Source organism: Variovorax sp. GW822-FHT04A09 (assembly GCF_058801005.1).
Window position 1 is genome coordinate 387,591 of record NZ_JBXAMV010000004.1, and the last position, 12,475, is coordinate 400,065.

Annotated in this window: 10 protein-coding genes; 9 read left to right on the top strand and 1 reads right to left on the bottom strand. The window is 67.9% G+C overall.

All coding sequences use genetic code 11. From position 1 onward, the window contains the following. Window positions 1-6: 6 nt before the first annotated feature. The 4 genes from AC1RLW_RS21925 to AC1RLW_RS21940 all read left to right on the top strand — a co-directional run bounded on the left by AC1RLW_RS21925 (window position 7) and on the right by AC1RLW_RS21940 (window position 2,053). Window positions 7-651, top strand: a complete 645-nt coding sequence (locus tag AC1RLW_RS21925; protein WP_493195043.1) for a hypothetical protein — start codon at window positions 7-9, stop codon at window positions 649-651. Window positions 652-664: 13 nt separating this feature from the next. Then, window positions 665-1,207: a GTP-binding protein gene (locus AC1RLW_RS21930; RefSeq protein WP_070063237.1), complete on the top strand. Its 543-nt coding sequence runs from the start codon at window positions 665-667 to the stop codon at window positions 1,205-1,207. Beyond that, window positions 1,204-1,593, top strand: a complete 390-nt coding sequence (locus AC1RLW_RS21935; RefSeq protein ID WP_493195044.1) for a roadblock/LC7 domain-containing protein — start codon at window positions 1,204-1,206, stop codon at window positions 1,591-1,593. The genes AC1RLW_RS21930 and AC1RLW_RS21935 overlap by 4 nt, the downstream gene beginning before the upstream one ends. A 100-nt stretch (window positions 1,594-1,693) precedes the next feature. After that, entirely contained in the window at window positions 1,694-2,053 is a 360-nt protein-coding gene (locus AC1RLW_RS21940; RefSeq protein ID WP_307695214.1) for a hypothetical protein, read from the top strand. A gap of 82 nt (window positions 2,054-2,135) precedes the next feature. On the opposite strand, the gene AC1RLW_RS21945 is transcribed toward AC1RLW_RS21940, so the two are convergent. Then, complete coding sequence (locus AC1RLW_RS21945) at window positions 2,136-2,612, bottom strand: Lrp/AsnC family transcriptional regulator (protein ID WP_062478228.1); 477 nt, start codon at window positions 2,610-2,612, stop codon at window positions 2,136-2,138. A gap of 178 nt (window positions 2,613-2,790) precedes the next feature. Here AC1RLW_RS21945 and AC1RLW_RS21950 point away from each other — a divergent pair, with 178 nt between their 5' ends. The 5 genes from AC1RLW_RS21950 to AC1RLW_RS21970 all read left to right on the top strand — a co-directional run bounded on the left by AC1RLW_RS21950 (window position 2,791) and on the right by AC1RLW_RS21970 (window position 12,462). Continuing rightward, window positions 2,791-6,402: an indolepyruvate ferredoxin oxidoreductase family protein gene (locus AC1RLW_RS21950; protein ID WP_493195047.1), complete on the top strand. Its 3,612-nt coding sequence runs from the start codon at window positions 2,791-2,793 to the stop codon at window positions 6,400-6,402. Between the two features lie 258 nt (window positions 6,403-6,660). Further along, window positions 6,661-6,996: a preprotein translocase subunit YajC gene (gene yajC / locus AC1RLW_RS21955; RefSeq protein ID WP_062478234.1), complete on the top strand. Its 336-nt coding sequence runs from the start codon at window positions 6,661-6,663 to the stop codon at window positions 6,994-6,996. An 89-nt stretch (window positions 6,997-7,085) separates the two neighbouring features. Beyond that, window positions 7,086-8,969 carry a protein translocase subunit SecD gene (gene secD / locus AC1RLW_RS21960; RefSeq protein WP_062478237.1) on the top strand — a complete coding sequence of 628 codons (1,884 nt, stop codon included), beginning with the start codon at window positions 7,086-7,088 and terminating at the stop codon, window positions 8,967-8,969. Between the two features lie 18 nt (window positions 8,970-8,987). Further along, window positions 8,988-9,950, top strand: coding sequence for a protein translocase subunit SecF (gene secF / locus AC1RLW_RS21965; protein ID WP_062478240.1), 963 nt, complete (start codon window positions 8,988-8,990; stop codon window positions 9,948-9,950). 112 nt (window positions 9,951-10,062) lie between these two features. Continuing rightward, window positions 10,063-12,462 carry a DUF1631 family protein gene (locus tag AC1RLW_RS21970; RefSeq protein ID WP_493195050.1) on the top strand — a complete coding sequence of 800 codons (2,400 nt, stop codon included), beginning with the start codon at window positions 10,063-10,065 and terminating at the stop codon, window positions 12,460-12,462. Window positions 12,463-12,475: the final 13 nt, after the last annotated feature.

Here is a 12,475-nt window from a genome sequence, read left to right on the forward strand (position 1 = left end):
GAAGGTATGCCATTGGTTTTGGGCGTCATGGGGCTCCCTCAGGTCGAGGTCGAGCTCCTGCGGATCATCGTTCGCCTCAGCTCCAATCTCCGGTCGTTGTGGACGGTCAGCGAGTCGCAGCCCTGCGACCTGTTGCTGGTGGACGGCGATGCGCCGGCCGCCGAGCGGCAGACGCCGTCCGCGCGCTTCGTGGTGCCGATGGTGGCGCGCGGCGAGGCCCTGGCCGCCGCGCCCGCGCGCCGCACGCTGGCGCGTCCCATCTACGCGGAAGAGCTGGTCGCGCTGCTCAACCAGGTCGCGCCCAGCGGGGCCTCGGGCGACGCGGCGCGCGCCATGGTGCGCTCGATCCGCGCGCGCGCCTCGCTGATCCGCTGGCCCTCGCAGGTGACCCTGCAGCGCCATCCGATCTACGTGCGGCTGGCGGCCGCCCTGTCCAAGAGCGCGCAATCGGCCGAAAGCCTGAGCGTGCTGGGCCGCATCGATGTGCAGGAGTGCAGCACCTTCCTCGGCCTGCTGGAGGAAGAGGGCGCGCTGACCTGGTCGGAGGAAGCCCGCGCGCCGCGCCCCTCGGGGGCCGGCGCCGGCGGCGAGGCCGCGCAGCACAAGCGGGGGTTGCTCTCGCGCATCCGCCGACGCCTCGGGCTGGCCTGAGCAGGGCGCCGGCATGAGGGACTTCAAGCTCGTCTTCACGGGCCCGATGGGCGTGGGCAAGACCACGGCCATCGCGGCCATCAGCGAGACCGCGCCGATCGCCACCGAGGTCGCCAACGCCGACACCTCGGTCGCCAAGGCCACCACCACGGTGGGGCTCGACTTCGGCCAGGTGACGCTGGACAACGGCGACCGGCTGCGCCTGTACGGCACGCCGGGCCAGAGCCGCTTCGACTTCATGTGGAAGATCCTGGTGCGCGATGCGCTGGGCCTGGCGATCCTGCTGGACAACAGCCGGCCCGACCCGATGGCCGACCTGGCCCAGTACCTGGACGGTTTTGCCGGCGCGCTCGAGCGCATGCCCTGCGCCGTGGGCGTGAGCCGCCTGCCGTCGCACCCCACCCCCACGCTCGACGACTACGCGCAGGCGCTGGCGGCGCGCGGGCTGGTGCTGCCGCTGCTGGCGGTCGACCCGCGCCGCAAGGACGACGTGGTCGCGCTGATCGAGACGCTGCTGATGCAGATCGAAGTGCTCGACGAGGAGGCCGCACCATGAAGATTCCCCACGCCCTGAAGCTGCGCGCCGCGGTCGAGGCGCGCCGCGTGCTCGACGAGGTCACGGGCATCGCTTCGGTGGTGATCGCCACGCCCGACGGCTTCGAGATCGCCAGCGCCGCGCGGCGCGACGTCGAGCCCGCGCGCATCGCCGCCATGGCCAGCTCGATCGCCGCCATCGGCGCCGTGGTGTCGCAGGAGGCGCGCCTGGGCCGCTGCACCTGCATCACGGTCGCGACCGACAACGGCTTTGCGCTCGTCAGCCCGGTGCACAGCGGCGAGACCTCGCTGGTGGTGAACGTCATCGCCGACGCCGACGCGGTGCTCGCGCAGGCGATGTACCGCACGGCGGCCTGCGTGCGGGCGCTCGAGGCGCCGCAGTTCTAGACCGCATCCAACACGAATTCACGGGCGGGGACGGATTGGCATGCGACGTCCCCACCCTCTTTTTTCATTCGCATGAATTTCACTCACAGGACTTACTGACATGGCCTCGATCCAGACCAGCCTCGACACCCTCCTGACCGCCGACGGCGCCCTGTGCGCTGCCGTGGTCGATTCCGCCAGCGGCATGATGCTGGGCGCCGCCGGCACCGGCGTGGACCTCGAAGTGGCCGCCGCCGGCAACACCGAAGTGATGCGTGCCAAGCTCAAGACGATGCGCGCGCTGGGCCTGAGCGACACCATCGAAGACATCCTCATCACGCTGGGCAAGCAGTACCACCTGCTGCGCCCGATGGCGCAGAAGGAAGGCGTGTTCATCTACTTCGTGCTCGACAAGGCGAAGTCGAACCTGGCGCTGGCGCGCCGCAAGCTGCAGGACGTCGAGAAGGACATAACCTTCTAACCAGATAGAAGGTGCACCGCCCTCGGGCGGATGGACGGGCCGGCTCCCTCGCGGGAGGCGGCCTTTTTCTTTTGTGGGGCGGCTACTTCGCCAGATGCCCCAGCGGCAGCGCGCTGTTGGCCTTCACCTCGCCCAGCGAGAAGCTGGTGTGCAGGTCTTTCACGTTCGGCAGGTTCATGAGGTTCTGCCGCGCGAAGGCCGAGAAGCCGTTCAGGTCCTGCGCCACCACCTGCAGCTCGAAGGTGCCGGTGCCGCTGATGTAGTGGCAGGCCACCACCTCGGGCATCTTGCGGATCGCGTCTTCGAGCTTGCGCGTGGCTTCGTGGGTGACGCGCTCGGTGTCCACGCGCACGAAGGCCAGCACGCCCAGCCCGATCTTGTGGCGGTCGATCTCGGCGCGGTAGCCCTTGATGAAGCCAGCGTCTTCCAGCGCCCGCACGCGGCGCCAGCAGGGCGCCGCCGACAGGCCCACGCGCTGCGCCAGCTCGGCGTTCGTGAGGCGGCCATCGGTCTGCAGTTCTTGCAGGATAGCGAGGTCGAACTTGTCAATGCTTTCCATAGGGGTGGATGTTAAGCAAGATTCTTTCTGAAAGTCGTTTTTTCGAAGCAAAAAACGCAAACACCTGTCGCAGACCCCGGCATACACTTTGCGTCACCATGGGCTTGCGCCCTACCGGGCACAGACCCACACCCCTCAGCCAGGCCCACAAGGCCCTGCCAATACGGAGACAGAGAACATGAACGCCCCGCTGCCCGAGCACATTCGCCGCGCGCTAGAAACCGTCACGCTCGACGACAAATACAGCCTCGATTACGGGCGCGCCTTCATGAGCGGGGTGCAGGCCCTGGTCAAGCTGCCGATGCTGCAGCGCCTGCGCGACAAGCAGGTCGGCAAGAACACCGCCGGCTTCATCAGCGGCTACCGCGGCTCCCCGCTCGGCGGCTACGACCAGGCGCTGTGGAAGGCCAGCAAGTTCCTCAAGGAACAGAACATCGTCTTCCAGCCCGGCGTGAACGAAGAGCTTGCGGCCACGGCGCTGTGGGGCACGCAGCAACTGGGCTTCTCGCCGCAGGGCACCAACAAGTTCGACGGCGTCTTCGGCATCTGGTACGGCAAGGGCCCGGGCGTGGACCGCTGCTCCGACGTGTTCAAGCACGCCAACATGGCCGGCACCACCGCCTGGGGCGGCGTGATCGCGGTGGCCGGCGACGACCACATCTCCAAGAGCAGCACGGCCGCGCACCAGAGCGACCACATCTTCAAGGCCTGCGGCACGCCGGTGTTCTTCCCGGCCAACGTGCAGGAAATCCTCGACCTGGGCATCCACGCCTTCGCGCTGAGCCGCTTCTCGGGCGTGTGGTCGGGCATGAAGACGATCCAGGAGATCGTAGAGTCCAGCGCCACGGCCATGATCGACCCCGAGCGCGTCGACATCGTCATCCCGACCGACTTCGAGATGCCGCCCGGCGGCCTGCACATCCGCTGGCCCGACCATGCGCTGGAGCAGGAAGCCCGGCTCATGCACTACAAGTGGTACGCCGCGCTGGCCTACATCCGCGCCAACCGCCTGAACCACAACGTGATCGAAGGCCCGAACGACCGCTTCGGCATCATGGCCAGCGGCAAGGCCTACAACGACACGCGCCAGGCGCTCATCGACCTGGGCCTGGACGACGCGGCCTGCCGCCAGCTGGGCATCCGCCTGCACAAGGTGGGCGTGGTGTGGCCGCTGGAGGCGCAGCTCACGCGCGAATTCGCCACCGGCCTGCAGGAAATCCTGGTGGTCGAGGAGAAGCGCCAGGTCATCGAATACCAACTCAAGGAAGAGCTCTACAACTGGCGCTCCGACGTGCGCCCCAACGTGGTCGGCAAGTTCGACGAAGGCGCGAGCTCCACGGACGACGGTTACTCCGGCGGTGAATGGTCGATGCCCAACCCGACCTCGCACACGCTGCTGCGCGCCAACGCCGACCTGAACCCGGCGCTCATCGCCAAGGCCATCGCCGCGCGCCTCAAGAAGACCGGCCTGCTGGCCGCCGCCGGCGCCGACATGGCCGCCCGCATCGACGCGCAACTCGCCATCCTTGAGGCCAAGGAGCGCGCGATGGTGGTGCAGCAGGCCTCCACCAGCGTGGCCGACGCCACGCGCCAGCCCTGGTTCTGCTCGGGCTGCCCGCACAACACCAGCACCGTCGTGCCCGAAGGTTCGCGCGCGATGGGCGGCATCGGCTGCCACTTCATGGCGACCTGGATGGACCGCTCCACCATCGGCTTCACGCAGATGGGCGGCGAGGGCGTGCCATGGGTGGGCCAGCAGCCCTTCACGACCGACCAGCACATCTTCGCCAACCTGGGCGACGGCACGTACTTCCACAGCGGCCTGCTCGCCATTCGCCAGAGCATCGCGGCGGGCGTGAACATCACCTACAAGATCCTCTACAACGACGCGGTCGCCATGACCGGCGGCCAGACCGTGGGCGAACGCCCCGAGGGCCACTCGGTGCTGCAGATCGCCGAGAGCCTGCATGCCGAGGGCACGAAGAAGGTCGTCATCGTCACCGACGAGCCCGAGAAGTACGAGGGCGTGAACATTCCCGGCGACCACGTGCAGGTGAAGCACCGCGACCTGCTCGACGACATCCAGCGCGAGTTCCGCGCCATCGCCGGCACCACGGCCATCATCTACGACCAGACCTGCGCCACCGAGAAGCGCCGCCGCCGCAAGCGCGGCACGGCCGTCGATCCGGCCAAGCGCGTGGTCATCAACGAGCTGGTCTGCGAAGGCTGCGGCGACTGCAGCGTGCAGAGCAACTGCCTCTCGGTGGAGCCGCTGGAGACCGAGTTCGGCCGCAAGCGCACCATCAACCAGAGCAGCTGCAACAAGGACATGAGCTGCCTGAAGGGCTTCTGCCCGAGCTTCGTGACCGTCGAGGGCGGCCAGCTCAAGAAGAAGGGCAAGAACAAGGCGGCCACGCCGGCCGAGTTCGGCCTGCTGGCCGAGCCCGCCATTCCGTCGCTCGCGGGCGGCAAGGTCTGGGGCGTGGTGGTGGCCGGCGTCGGCGGCACCGGCGTGATCACCATCGGCCAGCTGCTGGGCATGGCCGCGCACATCGAGGCCAAGGGCATCGTTACGCAGGATGCGGCGGGCCTGGCGCAAAAGGGCGGCGCCACCTGGAGCCACGTGCTCATCGGCGACACGCAGGACGACATCCGCACCACCCGCGTGGGCACCGCGGCGGCCGACCTGATCCTGGCCTGCGACCCGCTCGTCACGATCAACGCCGAGACCATGGCGCGCATGCGCGAAGGGCGCACGCACGTGGCGCTCAACAGCCACAGCGCGCCCACGGCGGCCTTCGTGCGCAACGCCAACTGGCAGAACCCCGAAGACGCCTGCGCCGCTGAAATTGCGCGCGCCGTGGGCATCGACGGCCTGGGCGCCTTCGACGCCGATGCCGCCGCCACCGCGCTGATGGGCGACACCATCTACGTCAACCCGATGATCCTGGGCTACGCCTGGCAAAAGGGCTGGGTGCCGCTGGCGCACGAGTCGCTGATGCGCGCCATCGAGCTGAACGCCGTGGCCATCGAGAACAACAAGACCGCCTTCGAGTGGGGCCGCCAGGCCGCCGTGCGTCCGGACGAGCTGCAAAAGCGCGTGCGCCCGGGCCAGGTCATCGAGTTCAAGAAGCGCGAGACGGTCGAGGCCCTCGTCGCTCGTCGCGCCGAGTTCCTGACCGGCTACCAGAACGCCGCCTACGCCGAGGAGTACAAGGCCTTCGTCGGCCGCGTGCAGCAGGTCGAGTCGGCCGTCGGCAAGAGCACGGGCCTGGCCGAAACGGTGGCGCGCTACCTGTTCAAGCTCATGGCCTACAAGGACGAGTACGAAGTCGCCCGCCTGCACACCGACCGCACCTTCCTGGACCGCGTCGAGGGCATGTTCGAAGGCGACTACAAGCTCAACTACCACCTGGCGCCGCCGCTCATGGCCAAGAAGAACACCAAGGGCCAGCTGCAGAAGCAGAAGTTCGGCCCCTGGATGCTCACGGGCTTCCGCTTCCTGGCGAAGCTCAAGGGCCTGCGCGGCACGGCGCTCGACGTCTTCGGCCGCACCGAGGAACGCAAGACCGAGCGCGCCCTCATCGGCGAGTACCGCGCCAGCATCGAGGAAGTGCTCAAGGGCCTGCGCGCCGACAACCATGCGCTGGCGCTGGAGATCGCGGCGCTGCCGGAGCAGATCCGCGGCTACGGCCACGTGAAGGAGCGCAACCTCGCGGCGGCCCGCACCCGCTGGACCGAGCTGATGGGCAAGTGGCGCCACCCGCAGGCGCAGCGCGCAGCGGCCTGATCCGCCAGGCCCGTTTCCCCTGACAAAGAGCGCCCTTGCGGCGCTCTTTGCTATTTAAACGATAGCTGAAAGCCCTCGGGGGTGCGCCGGATAAGGGCGCGAAACGGCCATCTGCGCCGAATACAATGCCCGACTGCGCGCGGCCTCCCCCGCCGAGCCTTTGACTTGCGGCCCGCATCCCTCGTGGGCGCGGAACCGCGGGCCCGGCCCGCGCATCTGAAGTCTTTTTCTTCTCTCTTCCCTCTGCTGGAGACTCTCTTGTTCATTTCCTCTGCTTTCGCTCAAACCGCGCCCGCAGCCGCCGGTGGTGGCGACATGTTGTCTTCGCTGGGCAGCATGCTGCCGCTGGTGCTGATGTTCGTGGTGCTGTATTTCGTCATGATCCGCCCGCAAATGAAGCGCCAGAAAGAGGCCCGCGCCATGATCGAAGCCCTGGCCAAGGGTGACGAAGTCGCCACGGCCGGCGGCGTGCTCGGCAAGATCACCTCGCTGAACGACCAGTACCTCGGCCTGGAAATCGCCAACGGCGTCGAGATCAAGATCCAGCGCAGCGCGGTGGTCCAGGTGCTGCCCAAGGGCGCCGTCAAGCAATAAAAGCGTGAGCTGAACCTTGCGCTCCAGGGCGCAGGGCCCCAAGTCACGCCGTGTTCCATTTCTGAAACGCTTGTGAAAAGCGCCTTCTCATGAACCGTTACCCGGTCTGGAAGTACACGATCATCGTGATCGTGCTGCTCGTGGGGCTCATCTACGCCCTGCCCAATTTCTTCGGCGAGGCACCCGCGGTGCAGGTGTCCGCGGCCAAGACGACCGTCAAGGTCGATGCCGCCACCCAGACCCGGGTCGAGGAGGCGCTGAAAGCCGCCGGCCTGACGCCCGACCTGGTGACGCTGGACGCCGGCTCGCTGCGCGCCCGCTTCACCACCACCGACGACCAGCTCAAGGCGCGCGACGTCGTGCAGCGCGCCCTGGTGCCCGACGCCAGCGACCCGCCCTACACGGTGGCGCTGAACCTGCTGTCGCGTTCGCCCAAGTGGCTCACGTCGCTGCATGCGTTCCCGATGTACCTGGGCCTGGACCTGCGCGGCGGCGTCGACTTCCTGCTGCAGGTCGACATGAAGGGCGCCATCGACAAGAAGGCCGAATCGTTCGCGAGCGACCTGCGCACCACCTTCCGCGACAAGAGCATCCGCGGCACCCAGGTCAGCCGCAACGGCCAGACCGTCGAGGTGACGTTCCGCGACGCGGCCTCACTGGAGACCGCCAAGCGCCTGATCGTGGACCAGTTCCCCGACCTCAGCACCACCGACACGCAAGACGGCACCAACTGGCGCCTGACCGCCACCATCAAGCCCGAGGCGGCCCGCCGCCTGCAGGACGCCGCGCTCAAGCAGAACATCACGACCCTGCACAACCGGATCAACGAACTCGGCGTGGCCGAGCCGGTGATCCAGCAGCAGGGCCTGGACCGCATCGTCGTGCAGCTGCCCGGCGTGCAGGACACGGCCAAGGCCAAGGAAATCCTGGGCCGCACCGCCACGCTCGAAATGCGCATGGTCGACGAAAGCGCCGAAGGCCGCGCGGCCGAGCTGAGCGGCGCGCCCGTGCCCTTCGGCTCCGAGAAATTCCTCGACCGCGGTGGCCGCCCGGTGATCGTGAAGAAGCAGGTGCTCGTCACCGGCGAGAACCTCACCGACGCCCAGCCCGGCTTCGACCAGCAGAGCAACCAGCCCAAGGTCGACCTGACCATGGACGCCAAGGGCGGTCGCATCATGCGCGACGTCAGCCGCGAGAACTACAAGAAGCGCATGGCCATGTTGATCTTCGAGAAGGGCAAGGGCGAAGTGCTCACGGCCCCGTCGATCAACGGCGAACTGGGCAACCGCTTCCAGGTCTCGGGCTCGATGACGGTGGCCGAAGCGAGCGACCTCGCGCTGCTGCTGCGCGCCGGCTCGCTGGCCGCGCCCATGGAGATCATCCAGGAGCGCACGATCGGCCCGACGCTCGGCGCCGACAACATCGAAAAAGGCTTCAAGAGCGTGATGTACGGCTTCCTGGCCATCATGGTCTTCATGTGTGCCTACTACGCGCTGTTCGGCCTGTTCTCGTCGATCGCGCTGGCCGTGAACCTGATGCTGCTGGTCGCCATTCTGTCGATGCTGCAGGCCACGCTCACGCTGCCCGGCATCGCGGCCATGGCGCTGGCCATCGGCGTGGCCATCGACTCCAACGTGCTGATCAACGAGCGCGTGCGCGAAGAATTGCGCAACGGTGCCTCGCCGCAGGCCGCCATCCACGCGGGCTACGACCGCGCCTGGGGCACGATTCTCGACTCCAACGTGACCACGCTGATCGCGGGCATCGCGCTGCTGGCCTTCGGCTCGGGCCCGGTGCGCGGCTTCGCGGTGGTGCACTGCATCGGCATCGTCACCTCGATGTTCTCCGCCGTGTTCTTCTCGCGTGGCCTCGTGAACTTCTGGTACGGCCAGAAGAAGAAGCTCAAGTCTGTGTCGATCGGCACCGTCTGGCGGCCCAAGACCGACGGCACCGCCGTGGTCGACACCAAGTAACGGCCGAGGACCATCGCCATGGAATTCTTCCGCATCCACAAGACCATCCCGTTCATGCGCCATGCCCTGGTGCTGAACATCATTTCCTTCGCAACCTTTGCGCTGGCGCTGTTCTTCCTGTTCCACCGCGGGCTGCACCTGTCGGTGGAGTTCACCGGCGGCACGGTGATGGAAGTGGCCTACGAGCAGTCGGCCGACATCGGCAAGGTGCGCGAGGCCGTCACCAAGCTCGGCTATCCCGAAGTGCAGGTGCAGAACTACGGCACCTCGCGCGACGTGCAGATCCGCCTGCCCACCCAGAAGGGCATGAGCTCCGACCAGCAGAGCGCGCAGGTCATGCAGGCGCTGAAGTCGGTCGACCCGTCGGCCACGCAGCGCGGCATCGAGGTCGTCGGGCCGCAGGTCGGCGACGAGCTGACCTCCAACGGCATCAAGGCGCTGGCCATGGTGGTGATCGGCATCATGATCTACCTGGCGTTCCGCTTCGAATGGAAGTTCGCGCTGTCCACCGTGCTGGCCAACCTGCACGACGTGGTGATCATCCTGGGCTTCTTCGCCTTCTTCCAGTGGGAGTTCTCGCTGGCGGTGCTGGCGGCGGTGCTGGCGGTGCTGGGCTACTCGGTGAACGAGTCGGTCGTGATCTTCGACCGCGTGCGCGAGAACTTCCGTCGTTACCGCAAGATGACGACCACCGAAGTCATCGACAACGCGATCACCTCGACCATCAGCCGCACGATCATCACCCACGGCTCCACGCAGCTCGTGGTGCTGTCGATGTTCTTCTTCGGCGGCCCCACGCTGCACTACTTCGCGCTGGCGCTGACCATCGGCATCTGCTTCGGCATCTACTCGTCGTGCTTCGTGGCCGCCGCGATCGCCATGTGGCTGGGCGTGAAGCGCGAGGACCTGATCAAGGGCCCGCCGGTCAAGCGCGACGGCGACTCCGGCGGCGACGACCCGAACGCCGGCGCCGTCGTCTGAGGGATACTTCGGCGCCAGCTTCGCGTCACCCGCACTTGTGCGGTGGCGCATCCCGATGCAAGCTCGGGGCTGTCGCCGATGAACCGTTCTCTCCGGCCTTTCCGATCCATCAATGAGCACTGCGCGGTCCGCTTCTTCCCTGCAGCTCGCACGCGAGGCGCGTGAGCGTTTCGTGGCGGCCACGGAAGGTGCGATCGCTCCGCTGGCCCAGGCCATCCGCGACCGGCTGACCGCGGTGGCCTCCGATGTCGGCAGCGCGCGCACCATGCAGGAAAGCCGCGACGACCTCGTGGCGTTCCAGGGCCATGCCTCGCAGTGGGTGTCGCTGGCGCAGACCGGCTGGCGCAAGGCGCTGGGCACGGGCCCGGCGGGCGGCACCTCGTCGGCCCCCGCGGCACTGCGGCTGGAACTCATCGGCGACGAGGTGGTCGAGAGCAACATCCTCGCCTCGCGCCTGGCACAGACCATCCATGACAAGGCCAGCTTCGAACTCAGCGACCTGCGCCTGCGCATCCAGCACCTCGAGGGCACGCACGAGCTCGACGTCCGGGACGTGCTGAAACCCGAGACCCTGGCCAAGCTGCTGGTGGAACAGTGGCTGGCCGCCGGCCTGAGCCGCGAGGCCTGGGGCCGCGTGCAAGGCACGGCGCAGCAGGCCCTGGCGGACGTGGTCGTGAAGGCCTACGAAAGCGCCAACGCCTTCCTGATCGCGCAGGGCGTGATGCCCGAAATCGACCTCAAGAGCTTCGTGCGCCGCACGGGCGATTCGGGCGGCGGCCCGTCGTCCATGGGCATGCCGGTGTCGTCGAGCATGCCGATGGGGCAGGGCTTGCCGGCAGGTGCGGCCGTGCCGCACGGCCAGCAGCAGCCATCGCAGCCGCAGCGTCCGGGCTTCGCTTTCCAGGCCTCGCATGCGGCGTCCGTGCCGTCGTCGGGGCCGGCCTCCAGCTCGATGATGGGCAGCTCGCCGCTCGCGTTCGCGCGGCAGCGCGCGCAGACTGCGCTGCTGAGCCTCAAGCGCTTTGTCGCCGCGCGCATCGGCGGCGAGGCCGGCGCCTCGCAACCGGGCGGTGGCACGACCGGCACCGGCGGCGGCGTGGCCGCGCCCCGCGTGTTTTCACGCACCTTTGCCGGCGCCATCGCCGATGCCGAGGTTGCCTACCGCATGGCGGCCACGCAGTACATCGACGGCGGTGGCGAGCAGGCCACGCTGATCCAGCAGACCGCGGTCGACCTGCGCCGGCGCACCGCCGAGCTCAAGAAGCGCGCGCCCACCACGGCCGACAAGGCCACGGTCGAGATCGTGGCGCTGATGTTCCAGGCCATCCTCGCAGAGGAACGCATTCCGTTCTCCGCCCGCGTGTGGTTCGCGCGGCTGCAGATGCCCGTGCTGCGCGTGGCCATCGCCGAGCCCGAATTCTTCGGCACCTTGCAGCACCCGGCGCGCATGCTGATCGACCGCATGGGCTCCTGCGTGATGGGCTTCGACGCCGCCGCCATCACCGGCAGCGCGCTCGAGAACGAGATCAAGCGCGTGGTGCAGGTGATCGAGCAGTACCCCGAAACCGGCCAGCGCGTGTTCAAGCTGGTGTTCGACGAGTTCGTCGCTTTCCTCAGCCGCTACCTCACGCAGAGCGACGCCACGCAGCGCGTCATGAGCGTGGCACAGCAGGTCGAGCAGAAGGAGACGATGGCGATCCAGTACACCATCGAGTTGCGCAAGATGCTCAACGACATGCCGGTGCGCGACGAGATCCGCGAGTTCCTGTTCAAGGTCTGGGCCGAGGTGCTGGCCATCGCCGCGCTGCGCTATGGCGCGCAGGGTGAGCACACCGTGATGCTCAAGCGCGTGGCCTCCGAGCTGGTCTGGGCCGCGAGCGCCAAGCCCAACCGCGCCGACCGCGCCCGCGTCATTCAAGACCTGCCGCAGCTGCTGCAGCGCCTGCGCCAGGGCATGGACCTGCTGGGCATCGTCGGCGAGCCGCAGGAAGGCCACATCAAGACCATCGGCGCCACGCTCACCGACGCCTTCATGTCGAAGACCGAGGCCATTCCCCAGGCCAAGATCGAGGCCATGGCCGAGCGGCTGGCGCACCTGGAAGACTTCGTGACCGACGACGGCAGCGCCTCCAGCCTGCCGCTGGACGCCCAGAGCATCGAGCTGCTGCTCGGCGTGGACGCGACCGCGATCGAGGTCATTTCCGACACCGCCGGCGTCAAGGTGGCCGAGGACATGCTCGCGTGGACGCACGAGCTGCAGGTGGGCAACTGGTTCATGCTGGACCACAACGACCGCGTGACCCAGGTCCAGTTCGTCTGGCGCAGCGACCGCAAGCAGCTGCACCTGTTCGCCTCGGCCGACGGCCGCAGCTTCCTCATCCAGGCCGGACGGCTGGCGATGTACCTGCAGGCCGGCCTGCTGGTGCCGGCCGAGGAAGAAACGCTCACCGCGCGCGCGACGCGCGAGGCGTTGGCGAAGCTCGATGCGAACCCCGAGCGGCTTCTGAACTAGTCAGCCGCGCGGC